Annotated in this window: 22 protein-coding genes, 4 tRNA genes and 1 pseudogene; 11 read left to right on the top strand and 16 right to left on the bottom strand. The window is 62.6% G+C overall.

Annotated elements, in window-relative coordinates:
• Position 1: 1 nt before the first annotated feature.
• The 9 genes from ACF8K2_RS07210 to ACF8K2_RS07170 all read right to left on the bottom strand — a co-directional run bounded on the left by ACF8K2_RS07210 (position 2) and on the right by ACF8K2_RS07170 (position 8660).
• Complete coding sequence (locus ACF8K2_RS07210; RefSeq protein WP_264237190.1) at positions 2 to 1279, bottom strand: Zn-dependent hydrolase; 1278 nt, start codon at positions 1277 to 1279, stop codon at positions 2 to 4.
• A 171-nt stretch (positions 1280 to 1450) separates the two neighbouring features.
• Entirely contained in the window at positions 1451 to 2146 is a 696-nt protein-coding gene (locus ACF8K2_RS07205; RefSeq protein WP_186553679.1) for an ABC transporter ATP-binding protein, read from the bottom strand.
• A complete protein-coding gene (locus ACF8K2_RS07200) occupies positions 2146 to 2898 on the bottom strand; it encodes an ABC transporter ATP-binding protein (protein WP_312153423.1) in 753 nt (250 codons plus the stop codon). The genes ACF8K2_RS07205 and ACF8K2_RS07200 overlap by 1 nt, the downstream gene beginning before the upstream one ends.
• Entirely contained in the window at positions 2898 to 3905 is a 1008-nt protein-coding gene (locus ACF8K2_RS07195; protein WP_264237188.1) for a branched-chain amino acid ABC transporter permease, read from the bottom strand. The genes ACF8K2_RS07200 and ACF8K2_RS07195 overlap by 1 nt, the downstream gene beginning before the upstream one ends.
• A gap of 2 nt (positions 3906 to 3907) precedes the next feature.
• A complete protein-coding gene (locus tag ACF8K2_RS07190) occupies positions 3908 to 4768 on the bottom strand; it encodes a branched-chain amino acid ABC transporter permease (protein ID WP_264237187.1) in 861 nt (286 codons plus the stop codon).
• A gap of 65 nt (positions 4769 to 4833) precedes the next feature.
• Positions 4834 to 6036 carry an ABC transporter substrate-binding protein gene (locus ACF8K2_RS07185; protein ID WP_392464088.1) on the bottom strand — a complete coding sequence of 401 codons (1203 nt, stop codon included), beginning with the start codon at positions 6034 to 6036 and terminating at the stop codon, positions 4834 to 4836.
• Positions 6037 to 6126: 90 nt separating this feature from the next.
• Positions 6127 to 6891 carry a FadR/GntR family transcriptional regulator gene (locus ACF8K2_RS07180; protein WP_264237185.1) on the bottom strand — a complete coding sequence of 255 codons (765 nt, stop codon included), beginning with the start codon at positions 6889 to 6891 and terminating at the stop codon, positions 6127 to 6129.
• A gap of 233 nt (positions 6892 to 7124) precedes the next feature.
• Positions 7125 to 7355, bottom strand: coding sequence for a PP0621 family protein (locus ACF8K2_RS07175; RefSeq protein WP_186553685.1), 231 nt, complete (start codon positions 7353 to 7355; stop codon positions 7125 to 7127).
• A gap of 285 nt (positions 7356 to 7640) precedes the next feature.
• On the bottom strand, positions 7641 to 8660 hold the full coding sequence (locus ACF8K2_RS07170; protein WP_186553686.1) for an outer membrane protein assembly factor BamD: 1020 nt from the start codon (positions 8658 to 8660) through the stop codon (positions 7641 to 7643).
• Positions 8661 to 8808: 148 nt separating this feature from the next.
• On the opposite strand from ACF8K2_RS07170, the gene rluD reads away from it, so the two are divergent.
• The 7 genes from rluD (at position 8809) to ACF8K2_RS07135 (ending at position 14618) form a co-directional block, all read left to right on the top strand.
• Entirely contained in the window at positions 8809 to 9771 is a 963-nt protein-coding gene (rluD, locus tag ACF8K2_RS07165; RefSeq protein WP_264237183.1) for a 23S rRNA pseudouridine(1911/1915/1917) synthase RluD, read from the top strand.
• Entirely contained in the window at positions 9768 to 10511 is a 744-nt protein-coding gene (gene pgeF / locus ACF8K2_RS07160; protein ID WP_312154298.1) for a peptidoglycan editing factor PgeF, read from the top strand. The genes rluD and pgeF overlap by 4 nt, the downstream gene beginning before the upstream one ends.
• Positions 10512 to 10691: 180 nt before the next feature.
• Positions 10692 to 13256 carry an ATP-dependent chaperone ClpB gene (clpB, locus tag ACF8K2_RS07155; RefSeq protein WP_186553689.1) on the top strand — a complete coding sequence of 855 codons (2565 nt, stop codon included), beginning with the start codon at positions 10692 to 10694 and terminating at the stop codon, positions 13254 to 13256.
• Positions 13257 to 13743: 487 nt separating this feature from the next.
• Positions 13744 to 13819: transfer RNA gene (locus ACF8K2_RS07150), tRNA-Asn, on the top strand.
• Between the two features lie 4 nt (positions 13820 to 13823).
• Positions 13824 to 13900: transfer RNA gene (locus ACF8K2_RS07145), tRNA-Pro, on the top strand.
• A 6-nt stretch (positions 13901 to 13906) separates the two neighbouring features.
• A tRNA-Lys gene (locus tag ACF8K2_RS07140) sits at positions 13907 to 13982 on the top strand.
• A 99-nt stretch (positions 13983 to 14081) separates the two neighbouring features.
• The gene (locus tag ACF8K2_RS07135) at positions 14082 to 14618 is read left to right on the top strand and encodes a dihydrofolate reductase family protein (RefSeq protein WP_392464086.1); all 537 of its coding nucleotides are present in this window, start codon (positions 14082 to 14084) and stop codon (positions 14616 to 14618) included.
• Between the two features lie 135 nt (positions 14619 to 14753).
• Here the strand turns inward: ACF8K2_RS07135 and ACF8K2_RS07130 are convergent, their stop codons facing one another.
• From ACF8K2_RS07130 to ACF8K2_RS07120, 3 genes are all read right to left on the bottom strand, one after another.
• On the bottom strand, positions 14754 to 16049 hold the full coding sequence (locus ACF8K2_RS07130; protein ID WP_312155790.1) for an NAD(P)/FAD-dependent oxidoreductase: 1296 nt from the start codon (positions 16047 to 16049) through the stop codon (positions 14754 to 14756).
• An 81-nt stretch (positions 16050 to 16130) separates the two neighbouring features.
• Positions 16131 to 16304, bottom strand: coding sequence for a DUF3094 family protein (locus ACF8K2_RS07125; protein WP_186553692.1), 174 nt, complete (start codon positions 16302 to 16304; stop codon positions 16131 to 16133).
• A 133-nt stretch (positions 16305 to 16437) separates the two neighbouring features.
• Entirely contained in the window at positions 16438 to 17067 is a 630-nt protein-coding gene (locus ACF8K2_RS07120; RefSeq protein ID WP_119138311.1) for a DUF1780 domain-containing protein, read from the bottom strand.
• 105 nt (positions 17068 to 17172) lie between these two features.
• Between ACF8K2_RS07120 and ACF8K2_RS07115 the strand changes: the two genes are divergently transcribed.
• Positions 17173 to 17853, top strand: coding sequence for an energy-coupling factor ABC transporter permease (locus tag ACF8K2_RS07115; protein WP_392464084.1), 681 nt, complete (start codon positions 17173 to 17175; stop codon positions 17851 to 17853).
• A 186-nt stretch (positions 17854 to 18039) separates the two neighbouring features.
• Here the strand turns inward: ACF8K2_RS07115 and yacG are convergent, their stop codons facing one another.
• From yacG to ACF8K2_RS07095, 4 genes are read right to left on the bottom strand one after another with little or no spacing between them, the layout of a single operon-like run.
• Positions 18040 to 18240 (bottom strand): DNA gyrase inhibitor YacG, encoded by a 201-nt coding sequence (gene yacG, locus ACF8K2_RS07110; protein WP_186553694.1) that lies wholly within the window; start codon positions 18238 to 18240, stop codon positions 18040 to 18042.
• Positions 18237 to 18860 carry a dephospho-CoA kinase gene (gene coaE, locus ACF8K2_RS07105; RefSeq protein WP_186553695.1) on the bottom strand — a complete coding sequence of 208 codons (624 nt, stop codon included), beginning with the start codon at positions 18858 to 18860 and terminating at the stop codon, positions 18237 to 18239. Before coaE ends, yacG begins: the two co-directional genes overlap by 4 nt.
• The gene (locus ACF8K2_RS07100; protein ID WP_392464082.1) at positions 18860 to 19726 is read right to left on the bottom strand and encodes a prepilin peptidase; all 867 of its coding nucleotides are present in this window, start codon (positions 19724 to 19726) and stop codon (positions 18860 to 18862) included. Before ACF8K2_RS07100 ends, coaE begins: the two co-directional genes overlap by 1 nt.
• 2 nt (positions 19727 to 19728) lie before the next feature.
• Positions 19729 to 20937: a type II secretion system F family protein gene (locus ACF8K2_RS07095; RefSeq protein WP_392464081.1), complete on the bottom strand. Its 1209-nt coding sequence runs from the start codon at positions 20935 to 20937 to the stop codon at positions 19729 to 19731.
• A 217-nt stretch (positions 20938 to 21154) separates the two neighbouring features.
• Between ACF8K2_RS07095 and ACF8K2_RS07090 the strand changes: the two genes are divergently transcribed.
• The 3 genes and pseudogenes from ACF8K2_RS07090 to ACF8K2_RS07080 all read left to right on the top strand — a co-directional run.
• Positions 21155 to 21565 (top strand): pilin, encoded by a 411-nt coding sequence (locus ACF8K2_RS07090; protein ID WP_368973385.1) that lies wholly within the window; start codon positions 21155 to 21157, stop codon positions 21563 to 21565.
• Between the two features lie 126 nt (positions 21566 to 21691).
• Positions 21692 to 21767 (top strand) — tRNA-Thr (locus tag ACF8K2_RS07085).
• 545 nt (positions 21768 to 22312) lie between these two features.
• Positions 22313 to 22612, top strand: a pseudogene (locus ACF8K2_RS07080) (integrase); the annotation flags it as partial.
• Positions 22613 to 22761: the final 149 nt, after the last annotated feature.

Genomic DNA, 22761 nt, shown 5'->3' with positions numbered 1-22761 from the left:
CTCAATGGGCTCCCTGATTGGCGGCCTGGAACATGGCGCGCAGTAGCACGTCGCAGCCGTCGGCCAGATCCTGTGGCGCGGCGTTCTCGATCTCGTTATGGCTGATACCACCTTCGCACGGCACGAAGATCATCCCGGCAGGGCCCAGCTCGGCGACGAAGATCGCATCGTGGCCAGCGCCGCTGACGATATCCATATGACTCAGGCCCAGCTCGCGGGCGCCCTGGCGCACGGCATCGACGCACTGCTCGGCGAAGTACAGCGGGGGGAAGTCGGCAGTCGGCGTGAGTTCGACGCTCAGGCCATGCTTGGCCGCGCTCGCCTCGATCACTTCGCGCACCTCGGCGACCATCGCGTCGAGGTGGCCAGGGTCGAGGTGGCGCAGGTCGATGGTCATCTGCACCTGCCCAGGAATAACGTTGCGCGAGCCAGGGTGCACGTTCAGGCAACCGACCGTGCCACAGGCGTGCGGTTGGTGAGCGTGGGCGATGCGGTTGACCGCCGCGACCACTTCGGCGGCGCCGACCAAGGCGTCTTTACGCAGGCGCATTGGGGTAGGGCCGGCGTGGGCTTCGACGCCGGTCAGCACCAGGTCGAACCACTTCTGCCCCAGGCAGCCCTGCACCACGCCGATCGTGGTACGCAGGTCTTCGAGCACCGGCCCCTGCTCGATATGCGCCTCGAAATAGGCGCCCACCGCATGCCCGGTCGGCACGCGTGGGCCGGCATAGCCGATGCGCTGCAACTCAGCCCCCACCGACAGCCCCTGATCGTCGACCTTGTCCAAGGTCTCCTGCAGGCCGAACTTGCCGGCAAACACGCCTGAACCCATCATGCACGGCGGGAAGCGCGAGCCCTCCTCGTTGGTCCACACCACCACTTCCAGTGGCGCTTCGGTGCTCAGGCCAAGGTCATTGAGGGTGCGGATCACCTCCAGCCCGGCCATCACCCCATAGCAGCCGTCGAACTTGCCGCCGGTGGGCTGGGTGTCGATATGGCTGCCGGTCATCACCGGTGGCAAGTCAGGATTACGCCCCGGCCGACGGGCGAAAATATTGCCAATGGCGTCAACGCTCACCGTACACCCGGCATCCGTGCACCACTGCACGAACAGGTCGCGTGCCTGGCGGTCGAGGTCGGTCAGGGCCAGGCGGCACACGCCACCCTTTTGCGTGGCACCCAGGCGGGCCAGGTCCATCAACGATTGCCACAGGCGTTCGCGGCTGACCAGCGCGCCTTGGCCAAGCAGGTGTTGCGAGGGATCGATGCGGGTATTCATGGTCCATCTCTCCTAATGCAAATCTCATGGATTTAGCAGGGACCCTGTCGGAGCGGGCTTGCCCGCGAAGAGGCCAGTTCAGGCCTCATCGGTGGATGGCAAGGGCTGCGCCCTTGTTCGCGGGCAAGCCCGCTCCCACAGGGTTTTGTAGTGTCTGCACAGCGTCCGGGGCTAGGCGCTCAGGGCCAGGTAGCGGTTCTTGATGCTCGGGTCGGCGCGAAACTGCTCGGCGCTGCCCTGGTACGCCACCCGGCCTTGTTCGAGTACGTAGTGGCGGTCGGCGAGGGCGTCGCAGACCTTGAGGTTCTGCTCCACCAGCAGGATCGACAGGCCTTCGTCCTTGATCCGCCGCAGGATTTTCACCAGCTCATCGACGATCACCGGCGCCAGGCCCTCGGTCGGCTCATCGAGAATCAGCAGTTTCGGATCGTTGAGTAGCGCGCGGGCGATGGCCAGCATCTGCTGTTCACCACCAGACAGGGCAAAGCCATTGTTGCGCCGGCGCTCCTTGAGCCGTGGGAACATCGCGTAGACATCCTCCAGCTGCCAGCGGCTGTCCTTGCGCGCAGCAATCTTCAGGTTCTCCTCGACGTTGAGCTGGCGGAAGATCCCGCGATGCTCGGGCACCAGTGCGATGCCCTGGCGAGCGATGTCGAAGATCTCGCGCCCGACCAACGCCTGGCCGTTGAACTGGATCTGTCCCTGCCGTGGCCGGACGATGCCGAGAATGCTGCGCAGGGTGGTGGTCTTGCCGGCGCCGTTGCGTCCGAGCAGGGTCACCAGTTCACCGGCCTCGACTTTAAGTGAGACCCCTTCGAGCACATGGCTCTTGTCGTAGTAGGAATGGATCGAATCGACGCTGAGCATCAGGCGGCCTCTCCAAGGTAGGCGGTGCGCACACGCTCGTCGTTGCGCACCTGGTCCGGGGTGCCCTCGACCAGGATCTGGCCGTGGCTCATGACAGTGATGCGCTGGCTGATCGACATGACGATGCTCATGTTGTGCTCGATCAGCAGCACGGTGTGGTCGCGACCCAGGTCGCTGATCAGCTCGGTCATCACCGGAATGTCATCGATGCCCATGCCCGAGGTGGGCTCATCGAGCATCAGCAAGGTCGGTTTGGCGCAGATCGACATGCCCACTTCCAGCACCCGCTGCTGGCCGTGCGACAGCTCGCCCGCCAGGGTTTCGGCGCGGCCGTTGAGCTTGAGCCGCTCCAGCACCTGGTCGGCGGTGTCCCAGTGGCTGCGCTTGTGCTCGACACTGCGCCAGAAGTTCAGCGCACCGAGCCCATCGCGGCCTTGCGCGGCCAGGCGCAGGTTCTCGCGCACGCTGAGGTTCTGGAACAGGCTGGTGAGCTGGAACGAGCGCGCCATGCCCAGCGCCACCCGGCCGTGGGAGGGTTTGCGGATGATGTCCTGGTCGTTGAACAGGATCTTGCCAGCGGTGGCCTGGCGCTCGCCGGTCAGGCAGTGGAACAGGCTGGTCTTGCCGGCGCCGTTGGGGCCGATCACCGTGTGGATGGTGCCCGCGCGGACCTTCAGGTCAACCCCATCGACGGCGCGGAACGGCCCATAGGCCAACTGCAGATTGCGGGTTTCCAGGAGAAATTCACTCATCACAGGGTCTCCTTGGTCTTGGCATCGAGGGTGCGCGAGGGTTGCAGGCGCTTGACCAGGTCGGCCAGGCCGCCCCACAAGCCGCCACGCATGAACACCACCACCAGGATCAGAATCGCCCCCAGCAGCATCAGCCAGCGCGGCCATAGCTCCGACAGCACATCGCCAAGCACGACGATGGCGCCGGCGCCCAGCAGCGAGCCGAACAGTGAGCCGGTGCCGCCGACGATGGTCATGATCAGGATGTTTTCGCTCATCATCAGGTCGATGTTCGACAGCGGCGCGAAGTGCAGCAGCATCGCGTACAGCGCCCCGGCGATGCCGGTGATGGCGCCAGACAACATGAACACCAGGATCTTGAAGTGGCGGATGTCGTAGCCAATCGCCGCGGCGCGGGTCTCGTTCTCGCGGATCGCCAGCAAGGTGCTGCCAAAGGGCGAGCGGATCACCCGCAGGGCGCCAGCGAAGATCAGCAAGAACAACACGGCGACGAAGGCATAGAAGTGCCGTGGGTCAGCCAGGTCGACCAGCACGTGGCCAGCGATTTCGATGTTCGGCCGCGGCACATCGAGCAGGCCGTTGTCGCCGCCGGTCCAGCCGCTCAGGGTGTAGGCGAGGAAATACGCCATCTGGCTGAAGGCCAAGGTCAGCATGACGAAGTAGATGCCCTTGCGGCGGATCGCCAAAGCGCCCACCAGCAACGCCAACAGGGCACCGAACAGCGCCGCGCCGACCAGCGCGCCGAGCATGCCCCAGTGCAGGTGGATCATCAGCAGCGCCGCGCCATAGGCACCGGCGCCGAAGAAGATGCCCTGGCCGAACGACAGCAGCCCGGTGTAGCCCAGCAGCAGGTTACAGGCCAGCGCCGCGAGGCCGAAGATCAGGATCTCGGTAGCCAGGGTCGCCGACGGCAAGATCAGCGGCAGGCCGATCAGGCTGACGATCAGCAGCAACAGCAGGGCAGGGCCGTGCCCCTTGGCCACTGCCAGTGGATTCTTGTCAGTCATGTTCATGCTCTCCCGAACAGGCCGTAGGGACGAACCAGGATCACCGCCGCCATCGCGCCGTAGATCATCAGGCTGGCGCCTTGCGGCCAGAGGCTGGTCATCATGCTTTGCACCACACCCACCAGCAGCCCGCCCACCAGCGCGCCGCCGAACGAGCCCATGCCACCGATCACCACCACCACGAAGGCGATACCGAGGATCTCCGGTCCAACGAACGGCTGGGCACCGCGCAGCGGCGCGAACAGCACCCCGGCGACACCGGCCAGGCCCACGCCGAGGGCGAAGGTCAGGGAGAACAGGCGGAAGATGTTGGTGCCCAGCAGCGACACGGTTTCGGTGCTTTCACTGCCGGCGCGCACCAGGGCGCCGAAGCGGGTGCGCTCCAGCAACAGCCACAGGCCCAGGCCGATCAGCGCAGCGAAGCCGATCAGGAACAGGCGGTAGTAGGGGTAGATGAAGTCGCCGACGATCAGCACCCCGCGCAGCTCGGGCGGCACCGCGATGTGCTTGCCGACCGGGCCCCAGATCAGCACCGAGGCTTCCTGGATGATCAGCGCGATGCCGAGGGTGACGAGGATCTGGAAGGTATGTGGCAGGTGGTAGATGCGCTTGATCAGCACGCGCTCGACCGCCCAGGCCAAGGCCGCCACCGCCAATGGCGCGATCAGCAGCGCCAGCCAGAAGTTACCGGTCAGGGCCACGGCGGTGTAGCACAGGTAGGCGCCGAGCAGGAAGAACGCGCCATGGGCGAAGTTGACGAAGTTGAGCAGGCCGAAAATGATCGTCAGGCCCACGGCGATGAGGAAGTAGATCATCCCCAGCCCTAGGCCGTTGAGCAGCTGGAACAGGTACAAATCGAGCATGGAAGTGCCCTCTGCAGCGCGCCGAGCGCCTGCATCTGTGCAAAAAATGGGACCAGCGCCGCGGCTCAGGCCAGGGCGCAACCGGTGTGATCGACCTCGACGAACGAGCGGCAGGCACTGAGCACCTCGGCCAAATCGTCTTCATCGCGCATCTGCGCCTGCGGCTTGCCCCGCAGCAGGTAGTAGTCCTTGAGCACCTGGTGATCGCCGGGGCGGATCAGCTCCTCGCCGGTCGGCCCCTGAAAGCGCATGCCCTGTAGCGCCTGGGATACCGCCGCGCCGTCGAGGCTGCCGGCTTTGACGATGGCCTCGAGCATGACCTTGGTGCCGATGTAGTCGGCGGCCAGCGGGTAGTTGGGGTTGATGCCGTAGGCCTTGCGCGTGGCTGCGACCAGCTCGCGGTTCAGCGGGGTGTCGACCTGGTGCCAGTACTGCGCGCCGAGGTAGACGCCTTCGAGTACATCGCTGCCCAGCTCCTGGAACTGATCCAGGCCGGCCGACCACACCAGCAGCACTTTCATCCGCTCCTTGATGCCGAAATTGACCGCCTGGCGCAGGGCGTTGGATGACTGGCTGCCGAAGTTGAGCAACACCAGTACGTCGGGCTTGGAGGCGATGGCGTTGGTCAGGTAGCCGGAGAACTCCTGCTCCTGCAGCGAGTGGTAGCTGTTGCCGATGTGTTCGATGCCGTGCTCGGCGAACACCTTGCGCGCATTGTCCAGCAGGGCATCGCCGAACACGTATTGCGGGGTGATGGTGTACCAGCGCTTGGCCTCGGGCAGCAGCTTGATCATCGGCACCAGGGTTTCGCGAATGGCGCCGTAGGTCGGCACCGACCAGCGGAAGGTCGAGCTGTTGCAGTCCTTGCCGGTGATCTCGTCGGCGCCGACCGGGGTCATGAACACGCCGCCGGCCTTGTGAATCTCCTTGGACACCGCCAGCGCCGAGGAGGACAGGGTGCAGCCCTGGAAGAAGCGCGCGCCATCCTGGCCGATGGCTTCCTGAACCTTGCGTACCGCTTTACCGGCGTTGCCCTCGGTGTCGATGACCTTGTACTTCAACGGTCGGCCGAGCAATTGCGGGTGTTCGGCAATGGCCAGGCGCGAACCCATGTCGGCGTATTTGCCATAACTGGCAAACGCCCCGGACATCGACTTCAGTCCGTAGAAGGTCAGCGGCTCTTCGGCGAATGCCCGGTGCGCTCCGAGGGGGAGGCTACCGAGGGCACCCAGGGCAAGGCCTGCCTTGAGCAGGGTACGTCTTTGCATGAGTAACTCCTTGGTTGTGGTTATTAGGCAGGAGTGGCAATGACAAAGCGGGTACGGCTGGGCCTGTGCGCAGGCCTCTGTCCAGGCGGATCAGTGGTGGTGATCGAACTCCAGCAGGAAGTTGCGGGCGACCTCGCCTTCGAGCGCGGTCATGTGGTGTTCGGCGTCGCACATGTGCTCGTGCATCAGCCGCCGCACGGCCTGTTCGTCGCTGGCGCGTAATGCCAGCAACAGTTGCTTGTGGTAGTCGATGTTGGCTGCGGCGAACTGCTGGCGCTTGGGCAGGTAGGCTTTTTTCAGCACCACCAGGTCGCGTAGCAGGTCGTTGAGAAACACCGCCATGAAGCTCAACAGCGGGTTGGGGCAGCGGCGTGCGAGCAGGGTGTGGAACTCAAGCTCGGCCAGGCGTTGTTCGCGCTGGCCCTCTTCGCTGTCTTCCGGGGCGCTGCAGAAATCGATATTGGCTTGCAGGGCGGCGTAGTCGTCTTCGCTCAGCTTGCCCATGACCGACACCGCCAGCTCGACTTCGATGACCTTGCGCAACTGGTAGACCTGCTCGCCGTCCAGGTGCTGGAAGTGCAGGTAGTTGCGCAGGGCGCGGCTGGCCGGTTCAGTACCGACTTCATTGAGGTAGGCGCCGCCGCTGGGCCCGGTGCGGGTGCTGACCAGGCCTTCGACTTCCAGGGCCTTGAGAGCTTCACGGGCGGTGCCCTTGGAGCATTCGAAGTGCTCCATCAGCTCGCGCTCGGTGGGCAGGCGGTCACCCGGGTGCAAGGCCTCAGTGACGATCGAGCGCTTCACCGATTCGACGATCATGTCGGAGAGCTTCTGGCGTTTGCGCTTGGGTTTGAGCATGGCTGCTAATTTTTCATATTTATGCGGATAAATAGGATTTAGCGAATTTTGCTCGGGTGGGTCAATGGTGGCGGCGGGGGAGGGGTCGTAAATAGTGTGGAAGGGTCGGGGAGAGATATGTGCCGAAGTCTGTGCCGTCAGAATGCAATCGCGGGGCAAGCCCGCTCCCCCGTTTGCTCACAGATCATTGATCTGGCGTGGGAGCGGGCTTGCCCCGCGAGTGGCCGGCCGGATTAGTGCTTCTGCTCAGGCCCCTGCTCCAGATGCGCCTGGCTGCAATACCACTGGCTACCCTGCTGCAAAGCCCGGTCATTGGGCAGATGCACGCCACAATGCGCACAACGCACCATCTTCAGCGGGTCATCGAGCTTCTGCTCAGGGCGTGATTGCTGGCTGAGCTTGAATTTGCGCCACAGCCAGAACGCGGCGGCAATCAGGGCGATCCAGAAGAGTAGGCGAACCATGGTGTCCAGCTTGTCGAGAAATAGAGGCCACAGTCTAGGACGCGGGCATGAAAAAAGGGAGGCCTGGGACTAATGCTGTTCACTAAAGATTTTGGGGCCCCTTCGCGGGCAAGCCCGCTCCCACAGGTGTAGCGCCGCTCTCAAGTTAAGCGCTTTACCTGTGGGAGCGGGCTTGTCGGAGCGCCGAACCGCCGCGAAGGGGCGCAAAGCGGCCCCAAAGCAGGCGACAAGGGCCTTAAGTGAACAGCATTAGGCCTGGGCCTCCCTTTCTGCTGCTGCACTGAATCAGTCGAACAGACCAAAGGTCGCGTAGCTGAACCAGGAGCGGCCTTTCTCGGCTTCTTTCGGACCTTCCGGCAGGATCGGGTCGCCGTTCTCGTCTTTGGGCAGCAAGTCTTGCGGCATTTCCGAACGGGCATCCTTAAACTGACGGACCACGTCCTGGTTGGCGCGGGTTTCACCCGGCGGCAGCGGGGTTTCGGTCTCGATCAGGCCCAGGGTGGCCTTGGACAGCCACGAACGGCCATCAGCCTCGTCCTGCTTAGGCTCGAAGTTGCCATCGACCAGGCTTGGGTGGTTCGGGTAGTTGAGCTTGAGGGTTTCCAGGCTGGTGGCAGCCAGCTCGTCCAGGTGCAGGCGCTGGTAAGACTCGACCATCACCGCCAGGCCGTCGCCGACCGATGGGGTTTCCTGGAAGTTCTCGACCACGTAGCGGCCACGGTTGGCGGCGGCTACATATGCCTGGCGGCTCAGGTAGTAGTCGGCAACGTGGATTTCGTAGGAGGCCAGCAGGTTGCGCAGGTAGATCATGCGCTGCTTGGCGTCCGGCGCGTAGCGGCTGTTGGGGAAGCGGCTGGTGAGCTGGGCGAACTCGTTGTACGAGTCGCGGGCAGCGCCTGGGTCACGCTTGGTCATGTCCAGCGGCAGGAAGCGCGCCAGCAGGCCGCGGTCCTGGTCGAACGAGGTCAGGCCTTTCAGATAATAGGCGTAGTCGACGTTCGGGTGCTGCGGGTGCAGACGAATGAAGCGCTCGGCAGACGACTTGGCCGCCTCTGGCTCCGAGTTCTTGTAGTTGGCGTAGATCAGCTCGAGCTGGGCCTGGTCGGCGTAGCGGCCGAACGGGTAGCGCGATTCCAGGGCCTTGAGTTTGTTCACGGCGCTGGTGTAGCTCTTGTTGTCCAGGTCGGCCTGCGCCTGCTGGTACAACTCGGCTTCGCTGAGGTTCTCGTCAATCACTTCCTTGTTCGAGGAACAGGCAGCGGTGAGCCCGAGGATGGCGATCAGCAGCAGGTGTTTCACTTGCATGGCGGCTTGCGTCCTTTGACGGCCGCTGTCTTGGGCGGTGCCGTCCTGTTATGATGAGCGCCCCCGGCCTAACCCCGGGGCAAAAGAAGCCGTATTTAACCACAAGCGCGCAGTTGAAACCAAAGGCTGTGCGCCCGCCGAATCGAGCATGTCCGAGATCATTCAACTTAGCGCAGAGGTGCCGTCCGAACTGGGCGGTCAACGCCTCGACCAGGTCGCCGCCCAACTGTTCGCCGAGTACTCGCGTTCGCGCCTGTCCTCCTGGATCAAAGATGGCCGCCTGACGGTCGATGGCCAGGTCGTTCGTCCCCGCGACATCGTCCATGGTGGCTCCGTTCTGGCCCTTGAAGCCGAACAGGAAGCCCAGGGCGAGTGGATCGCCCAGGACATCGAACTGGACATCGTTTACGAAGACGACCAGATCCTGGTAATCAACAAGCCTGCAGGCTTGGTGGTGCACCCAGCGGCAGGCCACGCCGATGGCACCCTGCTCAATGCCCTGCTGCACCACGTGCCGGATATCGTCAACGTGCCGCGTGCGGGCATTGTCCACCGCCTGGACAAAGACACCACCGGCCTGATGGTGGTAGCCAAGACCCTGCAAGCGCAGACCAAACTGGTCGAGCAGCTGCAGAGCCGTACCGTCAGCCGCATTTATGAGTGCATCGTGATTGGCGTGGTCACCTCCGGTGGCAAGATCGACGCCCCGATCGGTCGCCACGGCGGCGCGCGCCAGCGCATGGCGGTCACCGAAGGCGGCAAGCCTGCGGTCAGCCACTATCGCGTGCTTGAGCGTTTCCGTTCGCACACCCATGTGCGGGTCAAGCTGGAAACCGGCCGTACCCACCAGATTCGTGTGCACATGGCCCACGTCGGCTTCCCGCTGGTCGGTGACCAGACTTACGGCGGACGCTTCCGCATTCCACCGGCGGCCGACCAGGACATGGTCCAAGCGCTCAAGCACTTCCCGCGTCAGGCCCTGCATGCACGCTTCCTGGCCTTGAAGCACCCCACCACCGGGCAGGTGATGAAGTGGGAGTCGCCGCTGCCGGATGACTTCGTCGAGCTGCTGACCCTGCTGCAAGACGACCGCGGCAGCTTTATCGGATGAACGGTCTGACGCAGTTGTTGCGCCCCGACTGGCCGGCCCCGGCCACGGTGCACGCCTGCGTCACTACCCGTGAGGGCGGGGTGAGCCTGCCTCCTTATGAAAGCCTCAATCTTGGCGACCATGTGGGCGATGACCCGGCAGCGGTTGCCAAGAACCGTCGTCGCCTGAGCGATCAATTCGCCATCCAGCCGGCCTGGCTCAAGCAGGTACATGGATTGGTGGTGGCGGATGCCGATCCGGCGATAGTTGCCGAAGCCGATGCCAGCTGGACCGATCAAGCCGGTATCGCCTGCACCGTGATGACTGCCGATTGCCTGCCTGCGTTGTTCTGCGATCGCGCCGGCACCCGCGTGGCCGCGGCCCATGCTGGCTGGCGCGGATTGGCCGGGGGCGTGCTGGAAGCTACGCTCGATCGCCTGCAAGTGCCTGCTGACCAGGTGCTGGTCTGGCTCGGCCCGGCGATTGGCCCGCAGGCGTTCGAGGTCGGGCTGGAAGTGCGTGATGCCTTCACTGCGGTGCATCCCGAGGCAGCGCGGGCCTTCGTGCCAGGTGAGCGTCCTGGCAAGTTGATGGCCGACATCTATGAGCTGGCGCGTATTCGCCTAGCGACGCGTGGAGTCACTGCTGTTTATGGCGGTGGTTTCTGCACGGTCAGCGATCCGCGTTTCTTCTCTTATCGACGTACGCCGCAAGGCGGGCGTTTCGCTTCTCTGGTGTGGCTCGCCGGCGCAACCTCCTGAACGCCGCGCCTACGGCATTTGTGCATCTGTGCGGTGCCCGTGGAAACGTCCTGACTGACTCCAGTCAATCCCGCTACGCTTGAATCTTGCACAATCAGCCCAATCTACTGGTTATCTCAGGCAGGTTTCTTCATCAGGTGTATCCATCGCTCCGGCCTGCCCTTATAGGAAGGTATCCCCATGCGAATAGACCGTTTAACCAGCAAGCTGCAATTAGCGTTATCTGATTCCCAATCCCTGGCCGTTGGCATGGACCATCCGGCCATCGAGCCTCTGCACCTGTTGCAGGCGCTGATCGACCAGCAAGGCGGCTCGATCAAGCCGCTGCTGATGCAGGTTGGCTTCGACGTCAACAGCCTGCGCACGGCGTTGAGCAAAGAGCTCGACCAACTGCCGAAAATCCAGAACCCCACCGGCGACGTGAACATGTCGCAGGACCTGGCGCGCCTGCTCAACCAGGCTGACCGCCTGGCCCAGCAGAAGGGCGACCAGTTCATCTCCAGCGAGCTGGTGCTGCTCGCCGCCATGGATGAAAACAGCAAGGTCGGCAAACTGCTGCTCGGCCAGGGCGTGAGCAAAAAAGCTCTGGAGAACGCCATCAACAACCTGCGCGGCGGCGCGGCGGTCAATGACGCCAACGCCGAAGAGTCGCGCCAGGCCCTGGACAAGTACACCGTCGACCTGACCAAGCGCGCCGAAGAAGGCAAGCTCGACCCGGTGATTGGCCGTGACGACGAGATCCGCCGTACCGTGCAGGTGCTGCAACGCCGCACCAAGAACAACCCAGTGCTGATCGGTGAGCCTGGCGTGGGTAAAACCGCCATCGCCGAAGGCCTGGCCCAGCGCATCATCAACGGCGAAGTGCCCGACGGCCTCAAAGGCAAACGCCTGCTGGCCCTGGATATGGGTGCGCTGATCGCTGGTGCCAAGTACCGCGGTGAGTTCGAAGAGCGCCTCAAAGGCCTGCTCAACGAGCTGTCCAAGCAGGAAGGCCAGATCATCCTGTTCATCGACGAGCTGCACACCATGGTCGGCGCCGGTAAAGGCGAGGGCGCCATGGATGCTGGCAACATGCTCAAGCCGGCCCTGGCCCGTGGCGAGCTGCACTGCGTGGGTGCTACCACGCTCAACGAGTACCGCCAGTTCATCGAGAAGGACGCAGCCCTTGAGCGGCGCTTCCAGAAGGTGCTGGTCGAAGAGCCGAGCGAGGAAGACACCATCGCCATCCTGCGCGGCCTGAAAGAGCGTTATGAAGTGCACCACAAGGTGGCCATCACCGATGGCGCGATCATCGCAGCGGCCAAGCTCAGCCACCGCTACATCACCGACCGCCAGCTGCCGGACAAGGCCATCGACCTGATCGACGAAGCGGCCAGCCGCATCCGCATGGAAATCGACTCCAAGCCGGAAGTGCTCGATCGCCTCGACCGTCGCCTGATCCAGCTCAAGGTCGAATCGCAGGCGCTGAAGAAAGAAGAAGACGAGGCCGCCAAGAAACGCCTCGAGAAGCTCACCGAAGAAATCGAGCGCCTGGAGCGCGAATACTCCGACCTCGAAGAGATCTGGGCTTCGGAGAAAGCCGAAGTACAGGGCTCTGCGCAGATTCAGCAAAAGATCGAGCAGGCCCGTCAGGAGCTGGAAGCCGCTCGCCGCAAAGGCGACCTGAGCCGCATGGCCGAACTGCAGTACGGGGTGATCCCGGACCTGGAGCGCAGCCTGCAGATGGTCGACCAGCACGGCAAGACCGAGAACCAGCTGCTGCGTAACAAGGTGACTGAAGAAGAGATCGCCGAAGTGGTCTCCAAGTGGACCGGCATCCCCGTCGCGAAAATGCTCGAAGGCGAGCGCGAGAAGCTGCTGAAGATGGAAGAGCTGCTGCACCAACGGGTGATCGGCCAGAACGAAGCGGTCACTGCCGTGGCCAACGCGGTGCGCCGTTCGCGTGCCGGGCTGTCCGACCCGAACCGGCCAAGTGGCTCGTTCCTGTTCCTTGGCCCGACCGGTGTTGGTAAGACCGAACTGTGCAAGGCCTTGGCCGAGTTCCTGTTCGACACTGAAGAGGCGATGGTGCGTATCGACATGTCCGAGTTCATGGAGAAACACTCCGTGGCTCGCCTGATCGGTGCACCACCAGGCTACGTCGGTTACGAAGAGGGCGGCTACCTGACCGAAGCCGTGCGCCGCAAGCCGTATGCGGTGGTGCTGCTGGATGAGGTCGAGAAGGCTCACCCGGATGTATTCAACGTGCTGTTGCAAGTGCTTGAAGACGGTCGCCTGACCGACAGCCACGGCCGCACGGTGGACTTCCGCAATACGGTGATCGTGATGACCTCCAACCTGGGCTCGGCGCAGATCCAGGAACTGGTCGGTGATCGTGAGGCGCAGCGTGCGGCGGTGATGGATGCGGTGGGTAACCACTTCCGTCCGGAGTTCATCAACCGCATCGACGAAGTGGTGGTGTTCGAGCCGTTGGGCCGCGAACAGATCGCCGGCATTACCGAAATCCAGCTCGGCCGCCTGCGCAGCCGCCTGGCCGAACGCGAGTTGAGCTTGAGCCTGAGCCCAGAGGCGACCGACAAGCTGATCGCCGTCGGTTACGACCCGGTGTACGGCGCACGGCCACTGAAGCGTGCGATCCAGCGCTGGATCGAAAACCCGCTGGCGCAGTTGATCCTGGCAGGCGAGTTTTTGCCAGGTTCGGCGATTACCGCCAAGGTCGAAGGCGACGAAATCGTCTTTGCCTAAAAAAAAGCCCCGCGAAAGCGGGGTTTTTTTTTGTGTTTTGGAAAATATTTTGTGCCTTTGCCGGCCTCATCGCGGGGCAAGCCCGCTCCCACGAAGCTTCTCACAGCCATTTACGGCGCGTGTCTGTGCGCGTGTCTGGGGTGCGTGGGAGCGGGCTTGCCCCGCGATGAAGCCCGCCCAACCCCCGAAAAACCTGGGCCTCACCACCTTTCTTGATAACTTGCTGAAAATTTTGAAATTTTTGCTTGCATCAAAATTCGAGTGCCCCTAATATACGCCCCGCTGTCAGGCACTAAGCGAATCACCAGCAACATCGGTGATCGCAAAACAACTTAGAAATCAGTAAGTTGAATGAAAAAAAGTGGTTGACAAGCAAAACGAAGAATGTAGAATAGCCGGCCTCAGCAGCGACAACGCGAAAGCGGATAGCCAAAGAGATCGAAGCTAACACAGACTTCGAAGCTGTAAAGATGTACCGAAGTTCAGTTCCGCGATAGCTCAGTCGGTAGAGCAAATGACTGTTAATCATTGGGTCCCTGGTTCGAGTCCAGGTCGCGGAGCCAATCTCGGGGTGTAGCGCAGTCCGGTAGCGCGCCTGCTTTGGGAGCAGGATGTCAGGAGTTCGAATCCCCTCACCCCGACCATTTTCAGGGTCGTTAGCTCAGTTGGTAGAGCAGTTGGCTTTTAACCAATTGGTCGTAGGTTCGAATCCTACACGACCCACCATGTAAAAAGGGCATCTCGACTGAGATGCCCTTTTTCTTTTGCCTCGATTTTATCCCGCCTCTCTTGCTAGCCTTCGTATTCAACCGAAGGAGCGAGCCCATGCCATTGAAAGCCAGCGTTTTCATCGCCACCAGCCTGGATGGCTTCATTGCCCGCGAAGACGGCAGCCTCGACTGGCTGATGGGCGCTACCAGCTCCAGTGATGATCATGGCTATGGGGCGTTCATGGCCAGCGTCGACACCCTGGTGATGGGGCGTGGCACGTTCGACAAGGTGCTGACGTTTGGCGAGTGGCCTTATCCGAACAAGCGTGTGGTGGTGCTGAGCGAAACGCTCAAGGCGCTGCCTGCTGGGTTGGGGGAGGGCATCGAGCTGCATCCGGGGCCGATTCCAGCCTTGCTCGAGCATCTGACGGCTACTGGGGCGAAGAGCCTGTACCTGGATGGCGGAAAGTTGATTCAGGGCTTTTTGCGCGAGGGGCGGGTGGATGAGCTGACCATTACCCATATCCCGGTGTTGCTTGGGCGCGGCATTGCGCTGTTTGGCGAGCTGGCGCGGGATGTGCAGTTGCAGCACCTGCGTACGACCAGTTTTGAGAGTGGCTTTGTGCAGAGCACCTATCGCGTCGTTAGATAGATTTTGGGGCCGCACAGCGGCCCATCGCGGCGGTTCGGCGCCCCGACAAGCCCGCTCCCACAGGTACAGCGCAAATCCCTGTGGGAGCGGGCTTGCCCGCGAAGGGCCGCACAGCGGCCCCAAAATCTCAAACGATCAGTGCAACTTCAGACGCGGCTCAGTCCCACGCCCAATCCGGCTGCCGAGCATCAGCATCAAGGTACGGAACGTCCCATACAGCGCCATCTGGTGCATCCGATACAGCGACACATAGAACATCCGCGCCAACCAGCCTTCGAGCATCACGCTACCGGTCAGGTTGCCCATCAGGTTACCCACCGCCGAGAACCGCGACAGCGACACCAGCGAGCCGTAATCCTTGTACGCATAAGTCGGCAGCGCCTTACCCTCAAGCCGCGCCTGGAAGCTCTTCACCAACATCGAAGCCTGCTGGTGCGCCGCCTGCGCACGTGGCGGCACGTTGCGATCGCTGCCCGGCTGCGGGCAGGCGGCACAATCGCCAAAGGCGAAGATATCGTCATCCAGCGTGGTCTGCAGCGTAGGGCGTACCACCAGCTGATTGATCCGATTGGTCTCCAGCCCATCGATATCCTTCAAGAAGCCCGGCGCGCGAATGCCCGCCGCCCACACCTTGAGGCTGGCCTGGATCACATCGCCACTGGCGGTTTTCAAACCATCTTCAGTCACTTCACTGACCGAAGAATTGGTCATCACGGTGATGCCCAGTTTCTCCAGGGTCTTGTGCACCGGCACGCTGATCCGCTCAGGCAATGCCGGCAGCACCCGTGGGCCCGCCTCGATGATGGTGATGTGCATGTCCTTGGGCTGAATCTTGTCCAGGCCATACGCCGCCAGCTCGTGCGCAGCGTGATGCAGCTCTGCCGCCAGCTCGACACCGGTGGCGCCAGCGCCGACGATCGCCACGCTGATCTTCTCGCTCGCCACGTCGCCGGCATGAGCGCGCAGGTAGTGATTGAGCAACTGCTGATGGAAGCGCTCGGCCTGCTTGCGGGTATCCAGGAACAAGCAATGCTGCGCCGCGCCCAGGGTGCCGAAGTCGTTGGTGTTGCTGCCCACGGCGATCACCAGGCTGTCGTAGCCCAGGGTGCGCGCAGGCAGCAGCTCGCGGCCGTCTTCATCGAGGGTCGCCGCCAATTGGATTTGCTTGCTCTCGCGGTCCAGGCCGCTCATGCGCCCCAACTGGAAATTGAAGTGGTTCCACTTGGCCTGGGCCACGTAGTTCAGTTCGTCTTCCGAGGAGTTCAGCGAGCCGGCGGCCACTTCGTGCAGCAGCGGCTTCCAGATGTGCGTCAGGTTGGCGTCGACCAGGGTGATCTCGGCCTTGTTGCGCTTGCCCAGGCTTTTACCCAGGCGGGTCGCCAGTTCCAGGCCGCCGGCGCCGCCGCCGACAATCACGATGCGATGAGTCATGGAAATATCTCATAAGGTTTAACGAATTCGTGCCCCCAAGGGGCGGCGCCGTCGGCGAGCGGAGGGCGAGCGCAAGGCAGCTCATAGCACCAGTCCACTCAGCAGGCGGCTCAACAGGCCCAGACCAATGGTCACCCCAACCACCAGCGCCAGGAGCAGCAATGGCCGAAACGGCTTGCGCTCAACTTGATGCTGAGGGGCTTTGAGATACTCATCGACGCGACGCTGATCTTCAGGATTCAGGCGGCTGGTCATGGTGGGCCTCGTCAGGTAGACGCATGTGACTGCGCAAAGGCTACAGGGTTCGCGCAGGGTCTTGATAACGAATGATAATGCTTTCTATCTCTGGCGCCGAGTGTACGCCATTGCAAAGACTCTCGGCACTGGATCAAAGACTGATACCGACATCGAACACAATACTGCGCCCCAAGTTGCCGCGCAGGAAATCCGGCGCATCCGGGTGGGCGAACAGCACCCGGGCGAAGGTCGGCCCGACCAACGACAACGAACGCCAGCCCTGGCGCAAATATTCGGTGGGCGGCGGAAAGTGGCTGTTCAAATCCAGCACCTCACGCTTGAGGCTGGCAAAAGCGATGATATCCAGCTCGTTCAGCTCCAGGCCCCGTTCCCGGTAGTTGTGCGCCTTCTTGCGCAAGGTCGGCGCCAGGCGTACCAGCAACTCCTGGGCGCTGATTCGCCGGGGCCGCGCCTCGCGGCGCACCAGCTGGCTCAGGGAAAACGCACTGCGCCGGCGCTGCAGCTCCTCGCGCCATTCGTCATTGAGCCGGCGGCCTTCATCGAGCACGAAAAACACCTCGAACGCCGCATCGCGAAACAGCACATCGGGTGGCTCTTGCCCGGCCGGGGTGAAGTCTTCGTTGCGGTAGGGAATGTTCAGTCCTTGCAGCAGGCGCTGGCACACCCAACGCTCGCGTTCCCATTTGCGGGCATTGGACAGGAACGCATTGGCTTGTTCGGCCTGGATGGTAAGCAGGCGCAGGTAGTCTGAGTCATCCATGTGCACAAGCTTAGCCGCTAATCTGTGACGGTAAGGTGTTGTTTGCCGGTAGGAATCGGCCCAGGGTGTAGACTCGAAGCTGTCTGAAAGGGGAGTGAGGTCAAGGTGATCAGCGCACAAGTCCTGTCCACCACCAGCCTGACCCTGGGCTGGGTGGCTTACGTTCCGCTACTGCTCTGGGCGGTGTCGCGCACGCGCTGGGTCGAGCTGTTCACCGATCGGCGCCGCCAGCATCTATTGTTTGGCACGGTGTTCGCCCTGTTTGCCTTGTGGCTGGTCAGGCGCGATTTCGATACCGGGGTGTCTTATCACTTTATTGGCATGACGGCGGTGACCCTGTTGCTGGATTGGCCGCTGGCGATTCTTGGAGGGTTTTTCGCCCAGCTCGGGCTGATGGCGCTGGGGCGCCAGGATCTGGCGGCACTTGGGGTCAACGGCCTGTTGATCATTGGCCTGCCGGTGTTGATCACCGAGGTGTGCGCCATCCTGGTCGAGCGCGCGCAGCCGCGTAACCTGTTCGTTTATATCTTCTGTTCGGGGTTCTTTGCCGCGGCGTTGTCGGCGCTGCTGTGCCTGCTGGCGGCGATGGGGTTGTTGTGGCTGGATGGGCGGTTTGCCATGCCCGAGTGGCTGACGGACTTTGTCGGTTACCTGTGGCTGATCATCTTTCCCGAGGCGTTTATCAATGGGATGGTGGTCAGCGCCTTGGTGGTATTTTGCCCTGAGTGGTTGGAGACCTTTAACCGTACCCGTTATCTGCAGGCGCCGTGGAAGGATGACGCCTGAGACGTGCCGGCCCTATCGCGGGGCAAGCCCGCTCCCACGCATTACGCGCTTGGCTCATCGTGGGAGCCCGCTCCCACGCATTACGCGCTTGGCTCATCGTGGGAGCCCTCTCCCACGCATTGCGCGCTTGGCTTATCGTGGGAGCGGGCTTGCCCCGCGATAGGGCCATAACTGACCCACCACCCATCAATGCCGCGGTTCCAGATCCCCCGAATACAAGTCATCCTCAGCCTCAGGCGCCACCGGGATCTTATGCTCCTCAGCCGCCCACGCCCCCAGGTCGATCAGCTTGCAACGGTCCGAGCAAAACGGCCTATTGGGGCTCTTCGCGCTCCATTCCACAGGTGCGCCACAGGTCGGGCAATCAACGGACAACGGCTGGCTCATGGCTGGCCTCCTCGTAAAGTCAGGTAAAAGTGGTGCAGGCGGTCAATCTGCTCGTGCAACCCGGCCAGGTCGCGGTCATTGACCACCACATCATCGGCATGGCGCAAACGTTCCTCGCGCGCCAACTGCGCCGCCAGAATCGCCTGCACCTGTTCAGCGCTGGTGTTATCGCGCAGCAAGGTACGCTGCACCTGCAATTCTGGCGGCGCATCGATCACCAGCACGCGCTGGGTCTTCTGGTACTGCCCCGACTCGATCAGTAGCGGCGACACATACACCGCATACGGCGATTCGGCCTTGGCCAGGTAACTGAAAATCTCCTGGCCAATCAGCGGATGCAGCAGCTGTTCAAGCCAGCGCCGCTGGCTTGGGTCGGCAAAGATCAGCTGCCGCAAGGCCGAGCGATCCAGTTGCCCGTCGTCCAGCAACACCCCCGCGCCAAAGCGCTCGACGATGCTGGCCAACGCCGGCCGGCCCGGCTCGACCACCCAGCGCGCCGCCTGATCGGCGTCGACCAGGTGCACACCCAGCTCCACGAAGCGCTCGGCAGCGGCGCTCTTGCCACTGCCGATGCCGCCGGTCAGGCCCAGTATCCAAGGGGTAAATGCCGCAGTGGTCATCAGAATCCAAGCAGTTGCAGGTATGAGGCGTACATTTCATCACCCCAGAGCACGGCAATCCACCCCGCAATGGCCAGATACGGACCAAAAGGCATCGCCGTGCCCAACGAAGCCTTACGCCAACGCAGCAAACACAGGCCAATCAGCGCCCCCACCACCGACGACAGCACCAGTGTCACCGGCAACACCTGCCAGCCACCCCAGGCGCCGATCAGCGCCAGCAGCTTGAAGTCGCCATAGCCCATGCCCTCCTTGCCGGTCACCAGCTTGAACAGCCAGTAAACGCTCCACAGGCTCAGATACCCCAGCACCGCGCCCCACAGTGCCGCATCCAGCGTCACAAACACGCCGAAAGCGTTGACGATCAGCCCGACCCACACCATGGGCAGCACCAGTACATCCGGCAGGATCTGCTGCTCAGCATCGATCAAACTCAACGCCAGCAAACACCAGGTCAGCAGCAGCGCCGCCAGCGCCTGCACCCCCGGCCCAAAGTGCCACGCCACCACCAGCGAAAGCCCCGCACACGCCAGCTCCACCAACGGATAGCGCGCACTGATCGCCCCCTTGCACGCCGAGCAACGCCCGCGCAGCAACAGGTAACTCAACAGCGGAATGTTCTCCCACGGCCGAATCCGATGCCCACAGTGCGGGCAGTGCGAAGCGGGCAAAGACAGGTTGAAGCGCTCGTGCTCGACCAAGGGCAGGTCGAGCACCTCCTGCGCCTCACGCTGCCACTGGCGCTCCAGCATGATCGGCAAACGATGCACCAGCACATTGAGAAAGCTGCCCACCAGCAGCCCCAGCACCGTGGCCAACACCAAGAAGTAAACCGGCTGCACAGCCAGGAAAGTCCACAGATTCATGTTCAGATCAAACTACCCAACTGGAAGATTGGCAGGTACATGGCAACCACCAGGCCACCCACCAGGAGGCCAAGGATCAGCACGATGGCTGGCTCCAGCAGGCCGGTCAACTGGTCGAGCGCCTGGCTGACCTGTTCCTCATAATGGCTGGCCGCTTTGCCCAGCATTTGGTCGAGCGTGCCGCTGGACTCACCAATCATCGTCAGCTGCACCAACAGCGGCGCAAATAACCGCTCCCCCGCCATCGCCTGATGCAGCCCCTGCCCATTGGCCATGCCCTGGCGCAGCCGCAAAATCGCCTGCTCATGCACGCTGGCGCCACTCGCCGCCGCCACCGTGCCCAACGCATCCAACAGCGGCACCCCCGCCGCATAAGCGGTGCCCAAACTGCGCGCAAACCGCGCCATCGCCGCATGCCCCAGCAACCGCCCAAGCACCGGAATACCCAGCGCCCGGCGAGATATCCACAAGCGCGCCCCGGCATGGCGCCGATACAGCTGGCGCCCACCCACACCGAGCAAAAGCAACACCACCAACAGCCAAGGCCCATGCAGCCCAAAGCCTGTGGATAAATCGATCACCCACTGGGTAAACGCCGGCAGCGCCTTGCCGAAACTGGCAAACAGCCCCTCAAAGCGCGGCACCACCTCCAGCAGCAACAGCGCCGACACGCCCAAGCCCGTCAGCAACAGCAGCGCCGGATAGAGCATCGCCTTACGCACCCGCCGCTGCAGCGCCTGGCGCTGCTCCAGCATGTCTGCCAGCTGTTCCAGCTGGCCATCGAGCGTGCCCGACTGCTCACCCACCCGCACCAGATTGCAGTACAACCGATCGAACCACCCCGGCTGGCGCTGCAACGCATCGGCCAGCCCCATGCCCGCCGCCACATCCTGTTTCAATCGCGTCAGCAGCTTGCCCAGACTCTCATCGCCCCCACTGCGCCCCATCACCTCGAACGCCTGAAGCAGCGGCACCCCCGCCTTGAGCAAGGTCGCCAACTGCCGACTGAACCCCGCCGCATCCGCCTTCTCCCGCCGTGCCGGCCACCGCCAGCCAAGCCCGCCCGCCGGGCGCAAGCGCGCATTACTGATGCCCTGACGCAGCAACCCCGCCCGCACCAACGCCGGGCTGCGCCCCTCACTTTGGCCCGCGACCCGCGCGCCGTTGGCATCGATGCCTTGCCAGGCGTAAAGCCGTGTTGTTTGGCGCATAGCTAAGCTCCTTGCTGTACGTGCGACAAGCCCGGTAACAGCTTGCCGTGCCCCTGCGTGGGCGGGTTTCCCTGATGGTCACTAGAGTAGTTCAGCGAACATGACGTCCAGCCGGGCAGGGGTGACAAAAGGTGTCTGATGAGGCCTACTGCGCGCCTGCCAGCCTGGCGTCCAACAGTGGATGAAGGCTCAGCCGAATCAACAAGGAAACGCGTTCATGAAAGGCCAACAAGGCATCACCCTGATCGAACTGATGATCGTCGTCGCGATCATCGGCATCCTCGCCACCATCGCCGTGCCGATGTACACCAACCACCAATCGCGGACCAAAGCCGCCGCCGGGCTGCTAGAAATTTCAGCCCTCAAGACCGCGATGGACCTGCGCCTGAACGAAGGCAAGGACGTGACGGATGTCGCGGCCCTCGGCGGCCAACCCGCCACCGCGCACTGCGCAATTACCGCCCAAGGCACAGCCGCGAACGGCACCGGCGCCATCACCTGCACCCTGGCCGACGGCCCGGCCAGCGTGATGGGCAAAACCCTGACCCTGACCCGCGCCGCCAGCGGCTGGACCTGCACCACCAACATCGAAGAAGACCTGGCCCCGAGCGGCTGCAAAGCCGGCTAAGCCCCGGCCATCGAGCCCGCTGTAGGAGCGGGCTTGCCCCGCGATGAGGCCCTCAGCACCCAGCAAGATCTGACTAAAAACCAGCAGTTTGCGAAACCGCCACGGCAGTGGTACGTTGCGCAACACGCCGGTGTAGCTCAGTCGGTAGAGCAGCGCACTCGTAACGCGAAGGTCGCAGGTTCGATTCCTGTCTCCGGCACCATCTAGCTGTTCCGTCACGACTCTGTTTGTATACGGAACCCTCAACAAAGCCCGCCTTGTGCGGGCTTTGTTGTTTCTGACGTGAGCCAAACACCGTCTTGGTTACTCTCTAGGTCAACCGGCCACTTCTAACATCGCAGCAGCCCAGGTCGCACAGGCTTTGCGGCAATTCCCCTCGTGACAATCGGCGCGACCAACGCCGATGTCACCAGCAACAGCCATGCAGCTGATGGTGCGGCAGACCAAGGAATGGACTGCACCTGACTGACAGTCAGGCGTGCCCCGGTCATCGCATTGCTGCGTATACCTGGCTCAGGATCTCGCGGCACTGGTCTCGTCAGCCAATGCAGCCTTCACCCGTCTACCGGTAACGGTGCTCAGGAGGCCAGATCATGAGATGCCCTTGCTCCCGGACGTAAGGAGCCGCCAGTCCCGCGTAGTGGACATCCCCACAGGTCGCAGGGGCCTTAACCCCTGATAACACTCAGCATTCTTGACGGGATGACGTGGGGCGAGGATCGGAGAGCGGATGATGAGGTGACTGACATGACATTGGTGGGTAGACGTGATGGCCGCGATTTCGGTTACGGCAGACAATTGAGCTACGCAGGGCCACAAGCGCTGAAAGACATGTTCGGTGGCGGCCACTACGGCACGCTCAAGGCGCACAGTGATCGGTGGCAGGCATTCGTGAAGTGGTGCCGTTCCGAACAGGGACCCGGTATTAATGATGCGCGGCAGATTGATCGGAAGGTGTTGGCCGACTATGCGGCGTAACTGCACGACATGGGTAGGCGCGGTGATCTCGCTGTAAGCCCCGCACAAAATCGGTTATCGAGCGTTAATTGCTGACCGTGTGACTGCTTGCTCGTCGTTTAGACAAGCCATGGGTTTTCAAGTGGCATAGCAAAAATCTAATTTGATAGTCACGAACGACAGCCTCCGACTCCTAGCCATCGCTTGCGATCTGGCAGTAATCGGCCAAAAGTTTGGCA

This window comes from Pseudomonas sp. xss_2 (assembly GCF_043104195.1).
GTDB lineage: Bacteria > Pseudomonadota > Gammaproteobacteria > Pseudomonadales > Pseudomonadaceae > Aquipseudomonas > Aquipseudomonas urmiensis.
This window is presented reverse-complemented; position numbering and strand designations above follow the sequence as displayed.

What these genes read in the sequence shown, in the direction of transcription:
- ACF8K2_RS07210 (WP_264237190.1), bottom strand. Translation starts at nt 1,279, where the DNA reads ATGAATACCCGCATCGATCCCTCGCAACACCTGCTTGGCCAAGGCGCG.
- ACF8K2_RS07205 (WP_186553679.1), bottom strand. Translation starts at nt 2,146, where the DNA reads ATGCTCAGCGTCGATTCGATCCATTCCTACTACGACAAGAGCCATGTG.
- ACF8K2_RS07200 (WP_312153423.1), bottom strand. Translation starts at nt 2,898, where the DNA reads ATGAGTGAATTTCTCCTGGAAACCCGCAATCTGCAGTTGGCCTATGGG.
- ACF8K2_RS07195 (WP_264237188.1), bottom strand. Translation starts at nt 3,905, where the DNA reads ATGACTGACAAGAATCCACTGGCAGTGGCCAAGGGGCACGGCCCTGCC.
- ACF8K2_RS07190 (WP_264237187.1), bottom strand. Translation starts at nt 4,768, where the DNA reads ATGCTCGATTTGTACCTGTTCCAGCTGCTCAACGGCCTAGGGCTGGGG.
- ACF8K2_RS07185 (WP_392464088.1), bottom strand. Translation starts at nt 6,036, where the DNA reads ATGCAAAGACGTACCCTGCTCAAGGCAGGCCTTGCCCTGGGTGCCCTC.
- ACF8K2_RS07180 (WP_264237185.1), bottom strand. Translation starts at nt 6,891, where the DNA reads ATGCTCAAACCCAAGCGCAAACGCCAGAAGCTCTCCGACATGATCGTC.
- ACF8K2_RS07175 (WP_186553685.1), bottom strand. Translation starts at nt 7,355, where the DNA reads ATGGTTCGCCTACTCTTCTGGATCGCCCTGATTGCCGCCGCGTTCTGG.
- ACF8K2_RS07170 (WP_186553686.1), bottom strand. Translation starts at nt 8,660, where the DNA reads ATGCAAGTGAAACACCTGCTGCTGATCGCCATCCTCGGGCTCACCGCT.
- rluD (WP_264237183.1), top strand. Translation starts at nt 8,809, where the DNA reads ATGTCCGAGATCATTCAACTTAGCGCAGAGGTGCCGTCCGAACTGGGC.
- pgeF (WP_312154298.1), top strand. Translation starts at nt 9,768, where the DNA reads ATGAACGGTCTGACGCAGTTGTTGCGCCCCGACTGGCCGGCCCCGGCC.
- clpB (WP_186553689.1), top strand. Translation starts at nt 10,692, where the DNA reads ATGCGAATAGACCGTTTAACCAGCAAGCTGCAATTAGCGTTATCTGAT.
- ACF8K2_RS07135 (WP_392464086.1), top strand. Translation starts at nt 14,082, where the DNA reads ATGCCATTGAAAGCCAGCGTTTTCATCGCCACCAGCCTGGATGGCTTC.
- ACF8K2_RS07130 (WP_312155790.1), bottom strand. Translation starts at nt 16,049, where the DNA reads ATGACTCATCGCATCGTGATTGTCGGCGGCGGCGCCGGCGGCCTGGAA.
- ACF8K2_RS07125 (WP_186553692.1), bottom strand. Translation starts at nt 16,304, where the DNA reads ATGACCAGCCGCCTGAATCCTGAAGATCAGCGTCGCGTCGATGAGTAT.
- ACF8K2_RS07120 (WP_119138311.1), bottom strand. Translation starts at nt 17,067, where the DNA reads ATGGATGACTCAGACTACCTGCGCCTGCTTACCATCCAGGCCGAACAA.
- yacG (WP_186553694.1), bottom strand. Translation starts at nt 18,240, where the DNA reads ATGAGCCAGCCGTTGTCCGTTGATTGCCCGACCTGTGGCGCACCTGTG.
- coaE (WP_186553695.1), bottom strand. Translation starts at nt 18,860, where the DNA reads ATGACCACTGCGGCATTTACCCCTTGGATACTGGGCCTGACCGGCGGC.
- ACF8K2_RS07100 (WP_392464082.1), bottom strand. Translation starts at nt 19,726, where the DNA reads ATGAATCTGTGGACTTTCCTGGCTGTGCAGCCGGTTTACTTCTTGGTG.
- ACF8K2_RS07095 (WP_392464081.1), bottom strand. Translation starts at nt 20,937, where the DNA reads ATGCGCCAAACAACACGGCTTTACGCCTGGCAAGGCATCGATGCCAAC.
- ACF8K2_RS07090 (WP_368973385.1), top strand. Translation starts at nt 21,155, where the DNA reads ATGAAAGGCCAACAAGGCATCACCCTGATCGAACTGATGATCGTCGTC.